General features: G+C 74.2%; 21 protein-coding genes. 8 read left to right on the forward strand and 13 right to left on the reverse strand.

Annotation, left to right across the window (positions count from 1 at the left end):
* Positions 1-230: 230 nt before the first annotated feature.
* The 7 genes from ACFWP3_RS23010 to ACFWP3_RS23040 all read left to right on the forward strand — a co-directional run bounded on the left by ACFWP3_RS23010 (position 231) and on the right by ACFWP3_RS23040 (position 8,905).
* Positions 231-1,217 carry an ADP-ribosylglycohydrolase family protein gene (locus ACFWP3_RS23010; RefSeq protein WP_384224096.1) on the forward strand — a complete coding sequence of 329 codons (987 nt, stop codon included), beginning with the start codon at positions 231-233 and terminating at the stop codon, positions 1,215-1,217.
* Positions 1,214-2,695, forward strand: a complete 1,482-nt coding sequence (locus tag ACFWP3_RS23015) for an ADP-ribosylglycohydrolase family protein (RefSeq protein ID WP_384224098.1) — start codon at positions 1,214-1,216, stop codon at positions 2,693-2,695. Before ACFWP3_RS23010 ends, ACFWP3_RS23015 begins: the two co-directional genes overlap by 4 nt.
* Positions 2,696-2,702: 7 nt before the next feature.
* Positions 2,703-3,848 (forward strand): ADP-ribosylglycohydrolase family protein, encoded by a 1,146-nt coding sequence (locus tag ACFWP3_RS23020; RefSeq protein ID WP_384224100.1) that lies wholly within the window; start codon positions 2,703-2,705, stop codon positions 3,846-3,848.
* Positions 3,845-5,743, forward strand: a complete 1,899-nt coding sequence (locus tag ACFWP3_RS23025; RefSeq protein WP_384224101.1) for an ADP-ribosylglycohydrolase family protein — start codon at positions 3,845-3,847, stop codon at positions 5,741-5,743. The genes ACFWP3_RS23020 and ACFWP3_RS23025 overlap by 4 nt, the downstream gene beginning before the upstream one ends.
* Positions 5,740-6,690 (forward strand): ribokinase, encoded by a 951-nt coding sequence (gene rbsK, locus ACFWP3_RS23030; protein WP_384224103.1) that lies wholly within the window; start codon positions 5,740-5,742, stop codon positions 6,688-6,690. The genes ACFWP3_RS23025 and rbsK overlap by 4 nt, the downstream gene beginning before the upstream one ends.
* A 227-nt stretch (positions 6,691-6,917) precedes the next feature.
* Complete coding sequence (locus tag ACFWP3_RS23035) at positions 6,918-8,093, forward strand: CaiB/BaiF CoA transferase family protein (RefSeq protein WP_384224160.1); 1,176 nt, start codon at positions 6,918-6,920, stop codon at positions 8,091-8,093.
* Positions 8,090-8,905 (forward strand): HpcH/HpaI aldolase/citrate lyase family protein, encoded by an 816-nt coding sequence (locus ACFWP3_RS23040; protein ID WP_384224105.1) that lies wholly within the window; start codon positions 8,090-8,092, stop codon positions 8,903-8,905. The genes ACFWP3_RS23035 and ACFWP3_RS23040 overlap by 4 nt, the downstream gene beginning before the upstream one ends.
* An 82-nt stretch (positions 8,906-8,987) precedes the next feature.
* Here ACFWP3_RS23040 and lgt read toward each other — a convergent pair whose 3' ends face one another.
* The 11 genes from lgt to hisI form a co-directional block, all read right to left on the reverse strand.
* Positions 8,988-10,001, reverse strand: coding sequence for a prolipoprotein diacylglyceryl transferase (gene lgt / locus ACFWP3_RS23045; protein WP_384224107.1), 1,014 nt, complete (start codon positions 9,999-10,001; stop codon positions 8,988-8,990).
* 88 nt (positions 10,002-10,089) lie between these two features.
* Positions 10,090-11,064 (reverse strand): DsbA family protein, encoded by a 975-nt coding sequence (locus tag ACFWP3_RS23050; RefSeq protein WP_384224109.1) that lies wholly within the window; start codon positions 11,062-11,064, stop codon positions 10,090-10,092.
* A gap of 95 nt (positions 11,065-11,159) precedes the next feature.
* Positions 11,160-11,975, reverse strand: coding sequence for a tryptophan synthase subunit alpha (gene trpA, locus ACFWP3_RS23055; protein WP_384224112.1), 816 nt, complete (start codon positions 11,973-11,975; stop codon positions 11,160-11,162).
* Entirely contained in the window at positions 11,972-13,222 is a 1,251-nt protein-coding gene (trpB, locus tag ACFWP3_RS23060; RefSeq protein ID WP_384224114.1) for a tryptophan synthase subunit beta, read from the reverse strand. Before trpB ends, trpA begins: the two co-directional genes overlap by 4 nt.
* Before the next feature lie 218 nt (positions 13,223-13,440).
* Positions 13,441-13,665, reverse strand: a complete 225-nt coding sequence (trpM, locus tag ACFWP3_RS23065) for a tryptophan biosynthesis modulator TrpM (protein ID WP_384224116.1) — start codon at positions 13,663-13,665, stop codon at positions 13,441-13,443.
* 7 nt (positions 13,666-13,672) lie between these two features.
* Positions 13,673-14,482 (reverse strand): indole-3-glycerol phosphate synthase TrpC, encoded by an 810-nt coding sequence (gene trpC, locus ACFWP3_RS23070; RefSeq protein WP_384224118.1) that lies wholly within the window; start codon positions 14,480-14,482, stop codon positions 13,673-13,675.
* Between the two features lie 172 nt (positions 14,483-14,654).
* A complete protein-coding gene (locus tag ACFWP3_RS23075) occupies positions 14,655-15,134 on the reverse strand; it encodes a DUF2752 domain-containing protein (RefSeq protein ID WP_384224121.1) in 480 nt (159 codons plus the stop codon).
* 50 nt (positions 15,135-15,184) lie between these two features.
* Entirely contained in the window at positions 15,185-15,436 is a 252-nt protein-coding gene (locus ACFWP3_RS23080; RefSeq protein WP_362300106.1) for an HGxxPAAW family protein, read from the reverse strand.
* A gap of 121 nt (positions 15,437-15,557) precedes the next feature.
* A complete protein-coding gene (locus ACFWP3_RS23085; protein ID WP_384224123.1) occupies positions 15,558-16,208 on the reverse strand; it encodes a TIGR02234 family membrane protein in 651 nt (216 codons plus the stop codon).
* Positions 16,209-16,222: 14 nt separating this feature from the next.
* The gene (locus ACFWP3_RS23090) at positions 16,223-17,713 is read right to left on the reverse strand and encodes an anthranilate synthase component I (RefSeq protein WP_384224125.1); all 1,491 of its coding nucleotides are present in this window, start codon (positions 17,711-17,713) and stop codon (positions 16,223-16,225) included.
* Between the two features lie 15 nt (positions 17,714-17,728).
* Complete coding sequence (gene hisI / locus ACFWP3_RS23095; protein ID WP_384224128.1) at positions 17,729-18,097, reverse strand: phosphoribosyl-AMP cyclohydrolase; 369 nt, start codon at positions 18,095-18,097, stop codon at positions 17,729-17,731.
* A gap of 92 nt (positions 18,098-18,189) precedes the next feature.
* Here hisI and ACFWP3_RS23100 point away from each other — a divergent pair, with 92 nt between their 5' ends.
* A complete protein-coding gene (locus tag ACFWP3_RS23100; RefSeq protein WP_384224130.1) occupies positions 18,190-18,822 on the forward strand; it encodes a TIGR03085 family metal-binding protein in 633 nt (210 codons plus the stop codon).
* Positions 18,823-18,833: 11 nt separating this feature from the next.
* Here ACFWP3_RS23100 and ACFWP3_RS23105 read toward each other — a convergent pair whose 3' ends face one another.
* Both ACFWP3_RS23105 and ACFWP3_RS23110 read right to left on the reverse strand, forming a co-directional pair.
* Positions 18,834-19,481, reverse strand: coding sequence for an NYN domain-containing protein (locus tag ACFWP3_RS23105; protein ID WP_384224132.1), 648 nt, complete (start codon positions 19,479-19,481; stop codon positions 18,834-18,836).
* Positions 19,482-19,636: 155 nt separating this feature from the next.
* A complete protein-coding gene (locus ACFWP3_RS23110) occupies positions 19,637-20,839 on the reverse strand; it encodes a DNA sulfur modification protein DndB (protein ID WP_384224134.1) in 1,203 nt (400 codons plus the stop codon).
* Positions 20,840-20,847: the final 8 nt, after the last annotated feature.

The raw sequence follows: 20,847 nt of genomic DNA on the forward strand, positions 1-20,847 counted from the left end.
TTGTGCGAACGTGCGTCATGCGGCGTCCCGCTCCCCCGGAACACCTCGAAACTACGCACGAATTCAGCTCCCCGCCAGCAAGGAAGGCCGTACTTACCTGCGGTTTTGCGGGTCGGCGACCGGGTGACGAGGGTGTGCCCGGGGTGTTTCGCGCCGAGCGACAAACCTCATGTCATGGCACAAATCCCCCAAGGGCTCAATATGAGTCCCATCAAGTGGAGAGGCGCGCCATGGAGCTGATTGCATGCAATCCGCAGGTCCTCCTCGAACGGGCCAGGGGCGCTCTTCTGGGACTCGCGGTCGGTGACGCGCTGGGCGCCCCCGCGGAGAACATGAAGCCGTCGGAGATCCGGGCGAAGTGGGGCCGGATCGAGGGCTTCGTGTCGGAGGACCCGGCGGGCACGGACGACACCGAGTACGCGATCTTCTCCGGGCTGCTGCTGGCCCGGCACGGCTCCGCGCTGACCGTCTCCCACGTGGAGCGGGCCTGGCACCACTGGATCGCGGACCTGGACGAGGGCCCCTTCCGCGGCGCGGGCTTCTCCGAGCGCGGCACCCTGGAGAACCTGCGGCGGGGGCTCGCGGCCCCCATCTCGGCCCAGCACCGGCACGCGTGGTCCGACGGCCTGGCCATGCGGGCGGCGCCGTTCGGGGTGTTCGCGGCGGGCCGCCCGGCGGAGGCCGCGCGGCTCGTGGCGATCGACGGCTGCGTCAGCCACGACGGCGAGGGCATCTACGGCGGCCAGGCCGTCGCCGCGGGCGTGGCCGCGGCCATGGCGGGGGCCGGTCCCCCGTCGGTGGTCGCCGCCGCCCTGTCGGTGATCCCCGCCGACTCCTGGACGGCCCGGTCCCTGCGCCGCGCCGTGACCGCCGCCCCGCGCGGCGAACGGGCGGTGCGCTCGGCGGTGGTCATCGGCGGCTACCCGTGGACGGACCTCGCCCCGGAGGCGGTGGGCCTGGCCTTCGGCGCCTTCGCCGCCTGCGGGGGCGACTTCCCCGCCTCCGTCCTGATGGCCGTGAACATGGGCCGGGACGCGGACACCACGGCGGCGGTGGCCGGCGCGCTGTCCGGCGCCCTGTCCGGAGCCGCCGCGGTCCCCGCCGAGTGGTCCTCGGCGATCGGCCCGGTCCGCGGCAGCTGCCTGCCCTCGATGCGGGGCTACCACGTCCTGGACATCGCGGACCTCCTCACCCCCGAATACGAGGCCCCCCGATGACCCCGTCCCCGTTCACCCCGGACCACGCCCCCGCCTCCCCCTCGGACCAGGCCGGGGCCGCTGCGCGGGGCTCCGCCGCCGGCCCCCCGTCCCGGGGCTCCGCCCCTGACCCGGCGGGGGCTCCGCCCCCGAACCCTCGCCCGGCTGCCGCTGCGGGGACCCCCGGCGCCTCGAACACCGGAGGGGCCGCATGTTCGGCCCCTCCGGCGTCTGCGGCGCGAGGTCCGGGGCGCAGCCCCGGTCCGGGAAGGGGCGGGGTGGGGGAGCTCACCGCCCCGCCGGAACCCCCGGGCGCCCTCGCCGACCCCGAGCGCGCGCGATCCCGTACGGGCCCCGTCCCCGCCCAGCCCCCCGCAGGGGTCCGGCGGATCGAGGGGCTGCTTCTCGGGCTCGCCGCAGGCGACGCGGCCGGGTGGCCCGCCGCTCGGCACCGGGCCAGCCGGATGCCCGAGTGGACCCGCCGCCTCACCCGCGAGCTCGACACCTTCGCCGAGCAGAACGCCACCACCACCCTCCCCGTCCCCATCGCCCTCAACCAGCCCCCCGAACCCCTGCGCCTGGGCCCGTCCGACGACGCCGAGTGGGCCGCCTTCGTCGCCGAGTCCGTCCTCACCGCCTCCGGAGTGCTGCTCAGCGACCTCTCCCGGTCCCGCCGCATGCGCGCCGCCATCGACCTCGCCTGGAACGCCCTCGCCTCCGAGGTCGCCGCCGCGGCCGAACGCGCCCCCGAGGTCGAGTCCGCCGTACTGCCCCTGCGCGCCCGGATCTCCGTCCGCGCCGGCCTCGGCAATCTCGCCGCCGGCCTGCGCCCGCCCGCCACCGGCCACGACAACCCGCACTTCTTCGACGACGCCGCCTGCGTCCGCGCCTGCGTGCTCGCCGTCGTCCACCCCGGCGACCCCGACGCGGCGGCGGACCTCGCCGAGTTCGACGCCCGCTACACCCAGGACGGCGACGGCGTCCACGGCGCCCGGGCCATGGCCGCCGCCCTCGCGACCGCCCTGGCCGGCGCCGGGGTCGACGCCGCCGTCGAGGCCGCGCTCGCCCAGCTCCCCGCCGCCACCGAGATCGGCCGCAACGCCCGGCACGCCGTCAAGCTCGCCCGTACCCACACGGGCGGCGGCGGCGCCTTCGCCATCGTCCCCACCCTCGAACACGAGATCGTCGACCACGTCTACAGCTACGGCATCGCCGCCGCCGAGACCGTCCCCGTCGCACTCGCCCTCGCGACCGCCGCCCGCGGCAGGACGGCCGAGGCCGTACCGGCCGCCGCCTGCCTGTCCCGCGTCGCGGACTCCGCCCCCGCCCTGGCCGGCGCCCTCACCGGCGCGCTCGGCGGCGGCGACTCGATCCCCGCCGCCTGGCGCGAGGCCTGCCGCACCCTCTCCGGCTGCGCCCTCCCCCGCCTCGCCGGCACGGACCTCGTGGAACTCGCCGCGCTCCTCGCTCGCACGGAACTCACCTCGCACAAGGGATGATTCAGACATGACGCTCACGTTGGAGGACCGGGCCGCAGGCGCACTCGTCGGCGCCGCCGTCGGCGACGCGCTCGGCGGTCCGGTGGAGGGCTGGAGCCCCGACCAGATCGTGGAACGGCACGGCGGCCGGGTGCACGGCATCGTCGGCCCCTGGTACGCGGACTGGCGCACGGCCCGCCCGATCGCCCCGTACTACAAGGGAGACGGGCACGTCACCGACGACACCCTCATGACGCACGCCCTGGTACGGGTCTACGAGGCCGTACGGGACCACCTCGACGCCTACGCGGTCGCCGAGCACCTGGTCCCGGACCTGATGACCAACCCGCGGTGGATCCCGGAGCTGGAGGCCGAGGCCCTCCCGCTCCAGCGGATCTTCCTCGCCGAGAAGTGGATCGTGACCCGGCTGCACTACGCGCACGTCGACCCGCGCGAGGCCGGCAGCGGCAACATCGTCAACTGCGGTGCCGCGATGTACATGGCCCCGGTCGGCATCGTCAACGCGGGCAATCCGGCGGGCGCGTACGCGGAGGCCCTGGACGTCGCCGGGGCGCACCAGTCCTCGTACGGGCGGGAGGCGGCGGGCGTGTTCGCGGCGGCGGTCGCGGCCGCGTGCCTGCCGGGGGCGACGGCCGCGTCCGTGGTGGACACCGCGCTCGCCCTGGCCAAGGACGGCACGCGCGCGGCCATCGCGGCCGTCGCGGAAGTGGCCTCCCGCCACCGGGACTTCGAGTCGGCGCTGGTCCCGCTGCGGGCGGCGGTCGCCCCGTACGACACCGTGGGCACCGACTACCGCGCCCCCTCCCTCGGCGCCCGGCGCCCCTCCCGCCTGCACTCCATCGAGGAACTCCCGATCGCGCTCGGGATGCTGCTGATCGCGGACGGGGCGTACGAGACCTCCGTGCTCGGGTCGGTCAACTACGGCCGGGACTGCGACTCCATCGCCACCATGGCGGGGGCGATTGCCGGGGCCCTGGGCGGCGAGCCGGTGATCCCGGCCGCCTGGTCCAAGCAGGTCGCCGAGGCCAGCCGCCTCGACCTGCACGCCCCGGCCGGGGCGCTGGCCGCCGTGGCCCGCGAGGTCTTCGCCCTGGACCGATCCCGCCGCCGCGCCCACGAGGCGGCCTTCACCACGCTCACCACCCCCCGATGACCCCCCACCCCACGCCTGCGGCGAACCCCCCGCAGACCACCCACCCCCAGGCCCCCACCACCCACGCGGAGCCACCCCCACCCATCGACAACGGCCCACCCCACCCGCCGGCAGCCGACCCGGGACATCCCACCGGGCGTCAACCCCAAGCCCCCACCGCCCACGCCGAGCCGCCCCCGCCACCCGTGGACGGCCCGGCCCAGGCGGTGCGGCTCACCTGGGTGCAGCCCGAGGATCTCGTCGGGCACGAGCTGCGCCAGGCGGCCGAGGACGGCCGTGACGCCGGACCCGCGCTGCGGGCCTGGCTGGCCGCGGGCGGCCACCCGGCGCCGGCCCGGGCCGGTGCCTCCCCTGTCCCGGCTCCGCCGCAGCTCCGCGCCCTGGCCGTGCGCCTGCTGGACGAGCTGGCGGCCCTGCCCTCCCCGACGGCCGCCGCCGAGCCGCAGTCCTGGCCCGCCATCCGCGCGACCTGGCCCCCGGCGGGCCCCACCGCCGCCCCCAACCCGCCGGGATCGGACCCTGCTCCCGGACCCGAAACAGCCGCCGCCTACGCCACCCACCACCGGCGCGACCCCGCCCCGTGCGCGGGGCTGCACCCCGGCGGGCCGGAACCCGCCGCCTCCGCCGAGGGCCACCTCGCGGGGCCCGGCCCGCGCGAACCGGCGGCAGCCGGACCCGCACCGGCACCACCCACGGAGGTTCGTTCCGCCACCCCCGGCCCTCAGTGGCCGGAGTACGCCGCCCAGCCCTGCCAAGGCCCGCATGGGCCGGCGTATGCCCCGCCCCGCCCCGGCCCGCAGGGGACCGAGTACGCCCGGGGCAGTGGGCGCGCGCTCGGATCGCAGGGGCGGCTGGAGGCCGCGTGGGTGGGGCGGGCCGTTGGGTGTCTGCTCGGGAAGCCCGTCGAGAAGCTGCCGCTCGCCGGGATCCGGGCGCTGGCCCGGGCCGGCGGGAACTGGCCGCTGGACGACTGGTTCAGCGCACGCGGCGTCCCGACCGAGCTGCTGGCCGCGTACCCCTGGAACCGCCGCTCCGCCCCCACCTCCCTCGCCGAGAACATCGACGGCATGCCCGAGGACGACGACCTCAACTACCCCCTCCTCGGCCTGCTCCTGCTCCAGCGGCACGGCAAGGCCTTCACCACCGCCGACGTCGCCCGCCTCTGGCTCGACGAGCTGCCCGCCGGCCGCACCTTCACCGCCGAGCGCGTCGCCTACCGCAACCTCCTCCTCGGGCTGGAGCCGCCCGCCACCGCCACCCACCACAACCCGTTCCGCGAATGGATCGGCGCCCTGATCCGCGCCGACGTCCACGGCTGGACCAACCCCGGCGACCCGGCCGCCGCCGCGGCCCAGGCCTACCGCGACGCCGCCCTGACCCACACCGGCAACGGCGTCTACGCCGCCCTCTTCGTCGCCGCCGCCACCGCCACCGCCGCCACCGGCCGGGCCGACGTGCACACCGCGCTGCGGGCCGGGCTGGCCGTCGTACCGCCCCGCTCCCGCCTCGCCGAGGCCGTCCGCTCCGGGATCCAATCCGCCCACGAGGAAGCCGACTTCGACCGCGTCGTGGACCGCCTGCACGAGCGCTACGGCCACTACCACTGGGTGCACGCCGTCCCCAACACCGCGCTGATCGCCGCCGCCCTCACCCACGCCGACGGCGACTTCACCCGTTCCATCTGCCGTACGGTGTCCGGCGGTTGGGACACCGACTCGAACGGCGCCACCGCGGGCGCCCTCTGCGCGTTGATCACCGGAGAGGTCCCGCACCGCTGGGCCGCGCCCCTCAAGAACCGCCTCGCCACCTCCGTACCCGGCTTCGACGGCATCGGCTTCGACACCCTCGCCCACCTCACCCACCGGCTCACCGCACAGGAGGCAGCACGCTCATGACGGCCATCGCCGTGCTCGGCAGTACGAACATGGACCTCGTCGCCTACGTCCCCAAGGCCCCCCGCCTCGGGGAGACCGTCACCGGCCGCGCCTTCCGCACCGTCCCCGGCGGGAAGGGCGCGAACCAGGCCGTCGCCGCCGCCCGCTGCGGCGCGCGGGTGGTGATGATCGGCGCGGTCGGGGCCGACGAGTTCGGCGTACGGCTGCGCTCCGCCCTCGCGGCCGACGGGATCGACACCGCGGCCCTGCGCACCGCCGAGGGCGCCAGCGGCACCGCCCACATCACGGTGGACGACGAGGGCGGCAACAGCATCATCGTCATCCCCGGCGCCAACGCCCGCGTCACCGGCCTGGAGTCGGGCGACGCGTCCCGGATCGCCGCAGCCGACGCCCTGCTGCTCCAGCTCGAACTCCCCCTGGAGGCCGTCCTCGCCGGCGCCGTCGCCGCCCGCGCGCACGGCGTCCGTACGGTGCTCACCCCGGCCCCCGCCCAGCCACTGCCCGCCGAACTCCTCGCCGCCACCGACCTGTTGGTGCCCAACGAGCACGAGGCCGCCGCCCTCACCGGGCTCACCGACCCGGGCCGGTGCGCGGCGGCCCTGCTGGAGGCCGTACCCGAAGTGGTGATCACCCTCGGCGCGGCCGGGGTGCTGTACGCGGCGCGCGGCCGGGAGCCCCTCGCCGTGCCCGCGCCCCGGGTGCGGGCCGTGGACACCACCGCCGCCGGGGACACCTTCGTCGGCGCCCTGGCCGTGGCCCTCGGCGAGGGCCGGCCGATGCCCGAGGCGCTGCGCTGGGCCTCGGCGGCGGCGGCCCTGTCCGTCCAGCGGCACGGCGCCCAGGACTCGATGCCGACCCGCGCCGAGACGGACGCCTTCGCGCTGGCCTCGTGGGAGGCGGGGCACGGGCGGCCGGCCCCGGCCGGCGGCGCCGAGGCCACCTCGTGACGCACTCCGCAGGGGCCGGGAGCGTGCGGGGGCGCTCCCCGCAGGGCGCCGAACGCACCGCCGCGCAACTATCCGACCCCGGGCACCGTTCGGCGCCCGAGGAGACGCCCCGGCGCGCGCCCGGCCCCACCGAAGCCACCGCCCCCGGCGAAGCCACCGCCCCCACCGAAGCCCCCGGCACGGGCACCGCACCCCACCCCGCCGACGCCCGGCCCGGGCACGGGCCACTGGAGGGGCTGCGCGTGCTCGACCTCGCCACGCTCTTCGCCGGGCCGCTGGCCGCCACCCTGCTCGGCGACTTCGGGGCCGAGGTCGTCAAGGTCGAGCACCCCGACCGCCCCGACCCCTCCCGCGGCCACGGCCCCGCCAAGGACGGCATCGGCCTGTGGTGGAAGCTGCTCGGCCGGAACAAGCGGACGATCACCCTCGACCTGTCCACCCCCGGCGGCCGGGACACCCTGCTGCGCCTCGCCGCCACCGCCGACGTGGTCATCGAGAACTTCCGCCCCGGCACCCTGGAGCGGTGGGGGCTGGGCTGGCCCGAGCTGTCCGCCGCCAACCCCCGCCTGGTCCTGGCCCGCGTCACGGCCTTCGGCCAGCAGGGCCCGTACGCCCACCGCCCCGGGTTCGGCACCCTCGCCGAGGCGATGAGCGGCTTCGCCGCGATCACCGGGGAGCCGGACGGGCCGCCGACCCTGCCGCCCTTCGGGCTCGCGGACTCGATCGCCGCGCTGACCACCGCGTACGCGGTGATGACCGCCCTCGCGGGCCGCGACCGCACCGGCCACGGCCAGGTCGTGGACCTGGCGATCATCGAGCCGATCCTCACCGTGCTCGGGCCGCACCCCCTCTGGTACGACCAGCTCGGCTACGTCCAGCCGCGCACCGGCAACCGCTCCACCAACAACGCCCCCCGCAACACCTACCGCAGCGCGGACGGCCGCTGGCTGGCGGTCTCCACCTCCGCCCAGTCCATCGCCGAGCGCGTGATGCGCCTGGTCGGGCGGCCGGAGCTGATCGCCGAGCCCTGGTTCGCGACCGGTTCGGGGCGGGCCGCCCACGCGCACGTCCTGGACGACGCGGTCGGCGGCTGGATCGCCCGCCACAAGGCCGAGGAGGTCGTCGCGGCCTTCGAGGAGGCCCAGGCGGCCGTCGCCCTGGTCTACGACGTCCGGGACGTGATGGACGACCCGCAGTACGCGGCCCTGGACACGGTCACCGAGATCGAGGACCCCGAGCTCGGCCCGCTGCGGATGCAGAACATCCTCTTCCGGCTCTCCGAGACCCCCGGCGGGATCCGCTGGGCGGGCCGCCCGCACGGCGCGGACACCGACGAGGTGCTGACCGAGCTGGGCCTGACCGGAGCCGAGATCAGCGCACTGCGCACGGAGGGGGCGCTGTGATCCTGACCTGGCTGTACGCGCCGGGCGACCGCCCGGCGGTGGTGGCCAAGGCCATCGGCTGCGGGGCCGACGCGGTCATCGTGGATCTGGAGGACGCGGTACCGGTCTCCCGCAAGGAGTACGCCCGCGCCGCCACCGCCGAGCTGCTCGGCGAGCGGCCCCCGCTCCCCGTCCACGTCCGCGTCAACGCGCTCGACTCCCCCTGGGGCGGCGCCGACCTGACCGCCCTCGGCGGGCTGCACGGGCTCGCCGGTCTGCGGCTGCCCAAGATCAGCGCGCCCGAACAGGTCGTCGCCGCCGCCGACCGCACCGGCGGGGTCGGGCTGCACGCGCTGCTCGAATCGGCGCTGGGCGTGGAGCGCGCCTACGAGATCGCCCGCGCGCACCCCGCGCTGCGCGGGCTGTCGCTGGGCGAGGCCGATCTGCGGGCCGACCTGGCCGTCAGTGCGGAGCCGGGCCTGGACTGGTGCCGCTCCCGGGTGGTGGTGGCGGCCCGCGCGGCCGGGCTGGCGCCCCCGGCCCAGTCGGTGTTCCCCGACATCCGGGACCTGGAGGCGCTGGCCGACTCCTGTGCGCGGGGCCGGGCTCTCGGCTTCCTCGGCAGGGCGGCGATCCATCCGCGCCAGCTGCCGGTGATCGAGCGGGCGTACCTGCCGGCTCCGTCGGAGGTGGCCGCGGCGCAGGAGGTGCTGTCGGCGGCCCGGGCCACGCCGGGGGCGCTGGCGCTGCCGGACGGGCGCTTCGTCGACCCGGCGGTGGTGGCGGCGGCCCACCGCACCCTCGCGCTCGCCGCGCGGTCGGCAGGGCGCTGACGGTGTGAGCCCCTGCTGCGGCAGCACGGCGTGCAGAAGGGGCGCCGCACGGTGTGCGGCGCCCCTTGTGTGACCGATGTGGTCAGAGCTTCTTGGCCTCCGGGGCCTCGGCCGGCTCGGCCTTGGCGAGGTCCGCCTTGGCGAGGTCCGCCTTGGGTGCGTCGGGCTCGGCGTCCTTGCTCGCGGCGTCCTTGGTCAACGCGTCCTTGGCCTCGGCCTCCTTGATCGCGTCGGCCGCGTCCGCGTCGGCCGGAGCCGAACCCTTGCCGCCCTCGTCGCCGGAGCGGTCCGGCTCGACGATCTCCTCGCGGCCCGGTCGCAGCTTCGCCGACAGGACGAAGTAGACGACGGCCAGGACGAAGACCACGATCGAGGTCCACACGTTCAGCCGCAGGCCCAGGATGTGGTGCGCCTCGTCGACCCGCATGTACTCGATCCAGCCGCGGCCCACGCAGTACGCGGCCACGTACAGGGCGAACGCCCGTCCGTGCCCGAGCTTGAAGCGGCGGTCGGCCCAGATGACCAGGACCGCGACGCCGATGCACCACAGCGACTCGTACAGGAAGGTCGGGTGGTAGGTGCCGGCGTCCCGGTTCGGGCCCGCGCTGATCTCCACCGCCCACGGCAGGTCGGTGGCCCTGCCGTACAGCTCCTGGTTGAACCAGTTGCCCCAGCGCCCGCAGGCCTGGGCCAGCGCGATGCCCGGGGCCAGGGCGTCCGCCCAGGCCGGCAGCGGGATGCCGCGCAGCCGGCAGCCGATCCAGGCGCCCACCGCGCCGAGCGCGATCGCCCCCCAGATGCCGAGGCCGCCCTCCCAGATCTTGAAGGCGTCGACCCAGTTGCGGCCCTCGCCGAAGTAGAGCTGGTAGTCGGTGATCACGTGGTAGAGGCGACCGCCGACCAGGCCGAACGGCACCGCCCACACGGCGATGTCCGCGACCGTGCCCGGCTTTCCGCCGCGCGCGACCCACCGCTTGTTGCCGAGCCAGACAGCGACGAAGACGCCGATGATGATGCAGAACGCGTAGCCGCGGAGCGGGATCGGTCCGAGATGGATCACGCCGGTCGACGGACTGGGGATGTAAGCAATGTCCATGGCAGACCCGACGCTACCCTGCCGGGCGGTGCACACCGCAACCCGCCCGGCAAGCCGATACCGAATCAACACACGGCACGGGTGTCGCTCAGTTCCCCGCGGAACCGTCCGATCCGCTGTTCGCGGGCGTCTTCGACGCCGTCCCCGGCGCCCGTGAGGCCTTCACCCCGGGGGTCGCGCCCGGGGTGGCCCCGGACGCCGTGCCGGCCGACGGCGCGCCCTTGCCGGCCGCCTTCCCCGCGTCCTTCGAGGCCTCCGCCCCGCTGCCGGAAGCCCCTGCCTCCGCCTCCACCCGCTCCTTCAGCTTCTGCGGGGTCAGCGGATCGGCCTTGTCCGAGAAGATGTCCTTGCCGTTGAGCAGCACGGTCGGCGTGCCCCGGAAGTTTCCGGCGCGGAAGGCCTCGTGGGCCTTGCCCACCCAGCTGTTGTGCGTGCCGTCCTCGACGCACTTGCGGAAGGCGGGGGTGTCCAGGCCGTCCACCTGGCCGGCCAGTTCGATCAGCCGCTCGTTCTTGCCGTAGGCGTCGTCGACCTCCTGCGGCTGGTTCTTGAAGAGGAGGTCGTGGTAGGCCGCGAACTTGCCGGCGTCCTGCGCGCAGGCCGCTGCGTTCGCCCCCTTCAGGGAGCCGCTGCCGCCCATGTTCCCGTCGATGAGGGTGACCAAGTAGTAGTCGACCTTGAGCAGGCCCTTGGCCTCGAGCTCGTGGACCGTGTCCCGGTAGTTGTCCTCGAAGGCCTTGCAGGCGGGACAGCGGAAGTCCTCCCACACGGTCAGGGTGGACTTGGCCTCGTCCTTGCCGGTCCGGATGGCCAGCGCGTCCTTGCCGGTGGCCCCGGAGGGCGCGACCACCGGGCCGGCCTTGCCGCCGCCGTCCTTGCCGGTGTTGGCCGCGATCAGACCGACGACGGCGGCCAGGCCGAGTACGCCGACCACCGCCGCCGACACGACGAGCGTGCGCCGACGCCTGTCCCGGGCCTTCTGCCGGTCGCGCTCCACCTGGAGTCGCTCGCGGGCCGATCGTTTGGTCGCATCGCGGTTCGCACCGTCGTTCTTCTCGCTCACGTTCGGCCAAACGAAGCGGGGAGGCACTCGCGTGCCTCCCCGCCCCCACTTCCACCTGATCGGGCTACAGAACCCGTTCAGGTGTGCGTTTCCCGTCAGCTCCTGCGTACGCCTTCCGCAAGCTCGCCCGCCAGCGACCGTACGGCGGCCAGCCCGGCCGGCAGGTCCGGCGCGTCCAGCAGCAGCTTGACGAAGGCCGAACCGACGATCACGCCGTCCGCGAATCCGGCGACTTCCCTGGCCTGCTCCGGGTTGGAGACGCCCAGGCCCACGCAGACCGGCAGGTCGGTGGTCCGGCGGGTGCGCCCGACCAGCTCCTTCGCCTCGGCGCCGACCGAGGCGCGGGTGCCGGTGACGCCCATCAGGGAGGCCGCGTAGACGAAGCCGGAGCCGGCCGCCGTGATGGTGGCGAGGCGCTCGTCCTTGCTGCTGGGGGCCACGACGAAGACGGTCGCCAGACCGTGCTTGTCGGCGTGCTCGCGCCACAGCGCGGACTCCTGGACCGGCAGGTCGGGCAGGATGCAGCCGGCGCCGCCCGCCGCCGCCAGCTCGGCGGTGAACCGCTCGACGCCGTAGCGGTCGATGGGGTTCCAGTACGTCATCACCAGGACCGGGGCCCCGGTGGCCTCGTGCGCCTCGCGGACCGTCCGGATCACGTCGGCGATCTTGACCCCGCCGCGCAGGGCGATGTCGTCGGCGGTCTGGATGATCGCGCCGTCCAGGACCGGGTCGCTGTGCGGAAGGCCGACCTCGACCACGTCCGCGCCGCCCGCGATGACGGCCTTGACCGCCTCGATGGCGCCGTCGACGGTCGGGAAGCCCGCCGGCAGGTAGGCGACGAGGGCCGCGCGGTCCTCGGACTTCGCCTTGGCAAGCGTGTCGCTCAGCAGCTGGATGTTGCCGTTGCTCACTTCGACTCCCCCTCGGCCTTCTCGCTGTCGTACAGCCCGAAGTAGCGGGCAGCGGTATCCATGTCCTTGTCGCCGCGGCCGGACAGGTTGACCACGATCAGGCCGTCCTTGCCCAGCTCCTTGCCCAGGTCGAGGGCGCCCGCGAGGGCGTGCGCCGACTCGATGGCCGGGATGATGCCCTCGGTGCGGGAGAGCAGGCGCAGGGCCTGCATCGCGGCGTCGTCGGTGACCGCGCGGTACTCGCCGCGGCCGGTGTCCTTGAGGTACGAGTGCTCCGGGCCGATGCCCGGGTAGTCCAGGCCGGCCGAGATGGAGTACGGCTCGGTGATCTGGCCCTCCTCGTCCTGGAGGACGTAGGAGCGGGAGCCGTGCAGGATGCCGGGCTCGCCCGCGGTCAGGGTGGCCGCGTGCTCGCCGGTCTCGACGCCGTGCCCGGCGGGCTCGAAGCCGACCAGGCGGACCCCGGTGTCGGGAATGAAGGCGTGGAAGAGGCCGATGGCGTTGGAGCCGCCGCCGACGCAGGCCGCGACGGCGTCGGGCAGCCGGCCGGCGCGCTCGATGATCTGGCGGCGGGCCTCGACGCCGATCACCCGGTGGAAGTCGCGGACCATGGCCGGGAAGGGGTGCGGCCCGGCGACGGTGCCGAAGAGGTAGTGGGTGCGGTCGACGTTGGCGACCCAGTCGCGGAACGCCTCGTTGATGGCGTCCTTCAGGGTCCGGGAGCCGGACTTCACGGCGATGACCTCGGCGCCCAGCATGCGCATGCGGGCCACGTTCAGGGCCTGGCGCTGGGTGTCGATCTCGCCCATGTAGACGGTGCACTCGAGGCCGAAGAGGGCGCACGCGGTGGCGGTGGCCACGCCGTGCTGGCCGGCGCCGGTCTCGGCGATGACGCGGGTCTTGCCCATGCGCTTGGTGAGCAGCGCCTGGCCCAGCACGTTGTTGATCTTGTGCGAGCCGGTGTGGTTGAGGTCCTCGCGCTTGAGGAAGATCCGCGCGCCGCCGGCGTGCTCGGCGAAGCGGGGCACCTCAGTGAGGGCGCTGGGGCGGCCGGTGTAGTTGACCATCAGGTCGCCCAGCTCGGCCGCGAAGGCCGGGTCGCCCTTGGCCTTCTCGTACTCGACCGCGACCTCGTCCACGGCGGCGACGAGCGCCTCCGGGATGAACTTGCCGCCGAAGTCACCGAAGTAACCCTCGGCGTTCGGGACGTGACCCTCCGGGTCCGGGATGAAGAATTGGCTGGACATGCCAGTGCTCCTACGGGAACGGGATGCGACGAGTGGTTGTCACCGTATGGCGCCGCCCGCCCGCGACACGCGCACGGACGCGCCCCCAGGGGGTCGGTCCGCGCTGTCTGCGGGAGGGAGAACCCGTCGTCCGGAGCCGTCGGGCCCGGGCGGCGGGCCGTACGGGGCCGCCAGGGCGCGGCACGGTACGTCTCGTACCGCCCGCTGCGGGGCCCTCGTTACGGCGCGTCTCCGCGGCGCCATCGCATGCCGTTGACCTGACCGGGCTCGGAGCCGATCACGTACCGGACCCGCCGCCCGTGCACGCGCCGGGCCGGGGCGCGGCAGCCGCGGGGGCGGCAGCCGCGCGCCAGGGGCGCGTGGGCCGTCGGCACGCCGACCGGGCCGCGGCGGGATGCCGGCGGCCGGTGCAGCGTGCTGACGGAGGGGCGGTGGCGGGCCATGGAGCGGTCAGCTCCGCCCGTGGCGCAGGGCGGGGTGGGCTCCGGCGGCGACGAGGTCGGCCACGGCCGCCCTAGGGTCGCGGCCGGTCACCAGGGACTCCCCGACGAGGACGGCGTCGGCGCCTTCGTTGGCGTAGGCGATCAGGTCGTGCGGACCGCGGATGCCGGACTCGGCGATCTTGACGATGTGGGCCGGGATCTCGGGGGCGACGCGCTCGAAGGTGGAGCGGTCGACCTTGAGGTCCTTGAGGTTGCGGGCGTTGACACCGATGATCTTGGCTCCGGCGGCGACGGCGCGCTCCACCTCCTCCTCGTCGTGGACCTCGACGAGCGGGGTGAGGCCGATGGACTCGGCCCGCTCGATGAGGGAGACGAGGGCCTCCTGCTCCAGGGCCGCGACGATCAGCAGCACGAGGTCGGCGCCGTAGGCGCGGGCCTCCCAGAGCTGGTACGCCGTGACGATGAAGTCCTTGCGCAGGATCGGGATGTCCACGCGGGCGCGGACGGCCTCGAGGTCGGCCAGCGAGCCGCCGAAGCGGCGCTGTTCGGTGAGGACGGAGATGACCGCCGCACCGCCCGCCTCGTAGTCGGCGGCAAGGCCGGCGGGATCGGCGATCGCGGCCAGCGCGCCCTTGGACGGGCTGGAGCGCTTGACCTCGCAGATCACCTTCACGCTGTCACCGCGCAGTGCCGCGACGCCGTCCTTGGCCTGGGGCGCCTTGGCGGCACGCTCCTTGAGCTCGTCGAGGCTCACGCGGGCCTGCCGTTCGGCAAGGTCTTCGCGGACCCCTTCGATGATCTCGTCGAGCACACTCACGCGAGCGGCCCCCTTCCGGGTCGATGACGGTCGGCCGCCTTGCAGACACGTACAACTGCAAGGTCAGCAATCAAATGGTATCCGCAGGAGGCCTTGCCCTCCGCACGCGGTTGACGCCGTCCCAGTAACTGGACATTCGGAATCGGGGCTTCATCCAGGCCCCGTAAGGGCCTCAGGGGGCCAGTGCGGAGCCGAAAGAAAGATTTCGGACAACGGCGAAGACCAGGGCCGCCCCGCCGATCCCCCACCAGTACAGCGGCCGCAAGGCCAGTCGGGGCACGGGCCCGCCGCGGAAGGCGCGGATCAGCCACAGGAGCATGAACCCCGCGAAGACGAAGTAGCCCGCGACGGCGAGGGCATTTGCCCCGAAAGCGGTGATCAGATCACCATGGGCGAACGCGTACGCGCTGCGCAGACCGCCGCAGCCGGGGCACAGGATTCCGGTCAGCCGCAGCAGCGGACAGACCGGGTAATGGCCCGGTTCGTTCGGGTTCACGGTGCCTACGTACGCAAACGCCGCGACCGCTCCGGCCAGGGTGAGCGCCGGTGCGCGCAGGCGCCGGGCCCGGCTCACCGGTACGGCGGGCACGGCCCGCGGCGGCAGGGCATCGGGGGTGCGAAAGGCGTCCACCCGCTGATTCTCACCGGTCATGACAAAAGGCGCAGCCCGACGGGCCGCGCCTTTCGGATCCTCGGTGCCGCTCAGACCTTGGCGGGGACCTTGGAGGCGGCGATGACCTCGGCGAGGTCCTTGTGGGCGGCCTTCGGCGCACCCATGCCCGCAGCCTTCATCGCCATGCCGACGACACCGCCGATCACGACCACGACCAGGCCGGCCCAGAAGCCGAGCGGGTTCGCGAGCACCATGAAGGCGCCGGAGATGCAGAAGCCGATGAAGGCGATGATGACACCGGTCCAGGCGGCCGGGGTGTGTCCGTGGTCTGTGCCCGCCATGAGTTGCTCCTCGTTGCTCTGTCGCGGTGCTCTGTCGAGCGCGCGGTGTGTCGCGGTGTGTAGTCGAACGCTCGGTGCCCATTGTCCCGCACCGGGCGGGGCCGCCGTCCACGGGGGTCCGTCAGTTGGTCGGGTCCTCACCGCGGTCCAGAGCCTTCCACAGATCCTCCGGCCGGTCCGGATCCACCACGGCCCGCTTGCGCGGGCGGGGGCTGCCGTCGCGCTCGTAGCGGCCGCCCATGGCGGGCCAGCCCCGGCCGAACCACAGGGCCAGCAGCCCGGCGGCCAGGATCAGGGCGGCCCCGGCGGCCGTGACGTACGGCCACGCCGTCTGGGTCAGCCCCGCCACGTGCGCGGCGGTGTCCGCGGTCGTACGGGCGGCCTCCGCGTCCAGGGCGCGGCGGCCGTCGGCGGCCAGGAGCGCGGACAGGCCGGCGCCCAGGCCGCTGAGCGCCAGCAGCCCCGACACCAGCAGCCGGCTCTTGCCGCGTACGGCGAAGACGGCGACCAGGGCGGCGAGGCCGACGATGGCCAGGGCGGCGGGAAGCCCGGTGACGGCCCGGCCGTCGGCGGTCAGCGCGAGCGAATCGCCGCCGATGGCGGCCGTGCCCCGGGCCCAGACCCGGCCGGAGGCGAGCAGGACGACGGTGGAGCCGAGGGTGCCGAGCAGCAGGGCGACGGCCACGCTGCGGCGGCTGCTCCTGCTGTCGGGGGCCTCGGCTGCGTGACCGGCGGGGGGCGGGGGCTGGGGTACGGCACTCACGTACCCCACTATCCCCTACGCCCTCAGGAGCCGTGGAGGCGGTTCGCCGCTCCCACCGCGCGCAGCACGGCGGCCGCCTTGTTGCGGCACTCGTTGTCCTCCAGCTCGGGCACCGAGTCGGCCACGACCCCGGCGCCGGCCTGCACGTACGCGGTGCCGTCGCGCAGCAGAGCGGTGCGGATGGCGATGGCCGTGTCGGAGTCGCCGGCGAAGTCCAGGTAGCCCACGCAGCCGCCGTACAGGCCGCGGCGGGTGGGCTCCAGCTCCTCGATGATCTGCATGGCGCGGGGCTTGGGCGCGCCGGAGAGGGTGCCGGCCGGGAAGCAGGCGGTGAGCACGTCGAAGGCGGTCCTGCCCTCGGCGACCCGCCCGGTGACGGTGGACACGATGTGCATGACGTGCGAGTACCGCTCGATGCTCATGAAGTCGACGACCTCGACGGAGCCCGGCTCGCAGACCCGGCCCAGGTCGTTGCGGCCGAGGTCGACGAGCATCAGGTGCTCGGCGCGCTCCTTGGGGTCGGCCAGCAGCTCCTCGGCGAGGTCGTTGTCCTCCTGCGGGGTCGCGCCCCGGTGGCGGGTGCCGGCGATGGGGTGGACCATGGCCCGCCCGTCCTCGACCTTGACCAGCGCCTCGGGGCTGGACCCGACCACGTCGAAGCCGTTCTCGAAGCGGAAGAGGTACATGTACGGGGAGGGGTTGGTGGCCCGCAGCACCCGGTAGACGTCGAGCGCGGAGGCCTGGCAGGGGGTCTCGAACCGCTGCGAGGGCACCACCTGGAAGGCCTCGCCGGCCCGGATGCGCTCCTTGATGTCCTCGACGGCCGCCTGGTAGGTCTCGCCGCCCCACAGCGCGGAGAATTCCGGCAGCTCGGAGGCGGGCAGCGGGGTCGGGGTGTAGGGGGCGGGGCGGGCGAGGTCCGCCTCCATGGCGTCGAGGCGCGCCACGGCGTCGGCGTACGCCTCGTCCACGCCGGTGTCGAGGTCGTTGTGGTTGATCGCGTTGGCGATGAGCAGGACGGTGCCGTCCCAGTGGTCCATGACCGCCAGGTCGGAGGTGAGCAGCATGGTCAGCTCGGGCAGCCGCAGGTCGTCGGCCGTGTGCTCGCCGATGCGCTCGAGGCGCCGCACGATGTCGTAGCCGAGGTAGCCGACCATGCCGCCGGTGAAGGGGGGCATCCCGCCGGCGAGGTCGCGGGGGGTGTGCAGGGCCTCGACGGTGGCGCGGAGCGCTTCCAGGGGGTCGCCGGCCGTGGGTACGCCGACGGGCGGGGTGCCGATCCAGTGCGCCTGGCCGTCCCGGACGGTCAGGGTCGCGTCGCTGCGCACGCCGACGAAGGAGTACCGGGACCAGGAGCGGCCGTTCTCGGCGGACTCCAGCAGGAAGGTGCCGGGGCGTTCGGCGGCCAGCTTGCGGTAGAGCCCGACGGGGGTGTCCCCGTCGGCCAGCAGCTTGCGGCTCACGGGGATGACGCGGCGGTCGGCCGCGAGCTTGCGGAACGTATCGAGATCCATGTGCGTGGGGCCTACCTAGTCGGCGTCGCGGAGGAGGACATCGTCGTCGAAGCAGGTGCGGGCGCCGGTGTGGCAGGCGGCGCCGACCTGGTCGACCTTGACGAGCACGGTGTCGGCGTCGCAGTCGAGGGCGACGGACTTCACGTGCTGAATGTGGCCGGAGGTGTCCCCCTTCACCCAGTACTCCTGTCGGCTGCGGGACCAGTAGGTGCAGCGGCCGGTCGTCAGGGTGCGGTGCAGGGCCTCGTCGTCCATCCAGCCGAGCATGAGCACCTCACCGGTGTCGTACTGCTGGGCGATGGCCGGTACCAGGCCGTCGGCGGATCGCTTGAGGCGTGCGGCGATGGCGGGATCGAGGCTGCCGGGGCGGGGGGACGTACTCATGGGCCCATTGTGCCGGGCCGCGGTGCCCGGCACGGATCCCCGTCCGCCTGATGGGCGGGCGCGCGCCGCGTTCCGGCCGTAGGCTGGCCCGCATGTCTACCCATGCGAAGCGCGAACGACTGCTGCTGGCCGACCTGTTGGAGGCGGCCGGGCCGGAGGCGCCGACGCTGTGCGACGGCTGGACCTGCCGGGAACTGGCGGCGCACGTGGTGGTGCGCGAGCGCCGCCCGGACGCGGCGGGCGGCCTGCTGCTGAACGTGCTGAAGAACCGGCTGGACGCGGCGATGGCGGAGTACACCGCCAAGCCGTACGAGGAGCTCATCCAGCTGATCCGCACCGGGCCGCCGAAGCTGTCGCTGTACGCGGTGAAGCAGATCGACGAGGCGGCGAACGCGGTGGAGTTCTTCGTGCACGCGGAGGACGTGCGGCGGGCCCAGCCGGACTGGTCCCCGCGGGAGCTGGACCCGGTGTTCTCGGACTCCCTGTGGTCGCGCCTGGAGAAGCTGGCCCGTCTGACGGGCCGCCGCTCGCCGGTGGGCCTGGTCCTGCGCCGCCCGGACGGCCGGACGGCGGTGGCGCGCAAGGGCGCCCCGGTGGTCACGGTGACGGGCGAGCCCGGCGAGCTGACCCTGTTCTGCTTCGGCCGCCAGGACGCCGCCGCGGTCGCCCTGGACGGCGAGAAGGAGGCCGTCGCCAAGCTGACGGCGGCCAAGCTGGGCATCTGAGCCGGGCGCCCTCACTTCCACCCGGCAGGACGGCTGTACACGGCGCCCGTGGCGGCCTCGGTGACCGTCTCGGGCAGCTGGCTGCCCCGCAGCGCGGCCTCGTTGATCGTGAAGGCGCCGACCGAGTGGAAGTGCGGGCTCGGCCTCGCGTAGCCGGGCGGCAGGGCCAGGTAGATCCTGCGCAGCGGGTCCAGGCGCCGGGCGGCCTCGACCGCGGGCACGAGGTCGGAGTCCGCGGACACGATCAGCGCGACGTCCGAGGCCCCGCGCGCGCTGTCCTCGACGAGGCGGGCCCCGATGGCCACGTCGGTCCGCTTCTCCTCGAACCGGCGGAACCGGCGGGGCGGCGTGCAGCCGCACCGGTAGCCCTGACGGCACGAGGAGCAGCGCGGCTTCTGCACGGTGTAGTGCCCGAGCTCGGTCCGCACGTCGCGGGGGCGGTGCGCGGCGAGGGCGTCCAGGTGCGTCTTCTGGTCCGCGAGGGCGGCGGGGTCCTTGACGACCAGGGTGGTGCAGTACTGGACGCGCCGGAGGGTGTCGTCGGGCCGCAGCCGCTCCACCAGCGCGGCGAGGTCCAGCCAGAGGTAGCGATGGCCGTAGGTCGCTCGGATGGAGTAGTCGAGGTTGGGCCCGTCGACGTAGGCGATGACGCTGCTCACAGGTTCTCCCGGCGGGGACGGCCCGCCTGTTACGGTGGCTTCATACGAGTTCGGCGGTCACGCCGACAGGAACGGCCCCGGCGACGGGGCCGTTTTTTTGTGCGCGTCGTGCGCGCCGTGCGCGTCGTGCGCGTCGTGGGTACGTGGGGTGCGGCTCAGAGGGCCGGTGACGACGGCTCGCCGCGGACGACCGCGTAGGCGGGGCTCGCCGGATCGCTCAGGGCGCCGAAGACGGCGTAGGCGGACTGCTTGGGACCGTTGATCGTGTACTTGCCCTGCGGGGTCTTGGTCAGGGCCGTGCCCAGCCAGTGGTCGCCCTTGCGCCAGTCCACCTTCCTGAGGCTGTCGAGCAGCTCTTCGAGACGGTCCGCCCGGTCCTCGGCGGGGGCCTCCAGGATCACGCGGCCCATCGCTCCGACGGCGGCCAGCACGCTGCCCATCGCGGCCACGCACTGCTCGCGGTCGGCGATCTCCTCCGCGAAGGCCTCGGCGTAGGCCGACAGCCAGTCGCGTCCGGCGGATTCCAGGTCGGCCAGGTCGACGTGGCCGACGGGGGCGGGCTTGGTTCCGTACTGGACGCCGGCGATGCCGTGGACCATGTTGACCACGAACTGCCGCAGGTCCTGGAGCTTGACGACCTTGGGGCTGTTCTTCTTGATCTGGCGGGAGATCCGCTCGACCTTCCCCCGGAAGAACGGGATCTCCTCCGAGAGCCGCCCGACGACCTCCATCAGCGGGTCGGCCGTGTCCATGCTGAGCGCGATGGCCGAATTCACCCTGACCCCCAGCACGTTGAGGTCGTAGAAGAACTGGCGGGCCTCCAGCGGGGTCCTGTTGTCGTGCACCACCGCGCTCAGGTAGGCGGTGGCGTGCTGCTCCCGGGCCTCTTCGCGGCCGGTGAGGGAGCGCTCCAGGTGGTAGTGGCTGGCCAGCTGGGTCTCCCCGTCGATGGCGATCAGCTTCAGGCCGTGGGGGACGCAGAGGAAGTTCTGCAGGGCGCCCTGGTGCGTGGACTGCACGATGGACAGGGGGTGTTCGGTCCACAGGTGGATGGGGGGCAGCACGGCGGCGCGCTCACGCGTCACATAGCGCTGGATGTAGGCGGCGTACTTGGGGATGTTGGTCTTCTTCCCCAGCTCCAGGCCGCGCTGCACCAGCGAGTGCAGCTCGATGTCCTCGTCCGTGACGTCGGTGGGCCGCTGCTTGGCGTTTCCCGACTGGAGCACGACCGGGTCGTGGGTGATCACCTTCAGGTGCTTGAAGGGGACCTGGATGTGCGTGGTCCAGTCGTCGACCGGCAGGCAGCGGATGAACATCCCTGCGGAGAGGTCGATCTCATCGGTGCTCAGCTTTGCCATGGTCCCCA

Source organism: Streptomyces sp. NPDC058525 (assembly GCF_042719495.1).
In the GTDB taxonomy this organism is placed as follows: Bacteria; Actinomycetota; Actinomycetes; order Streptomycetales; family Streptomycetaceae; genus Streptomyces.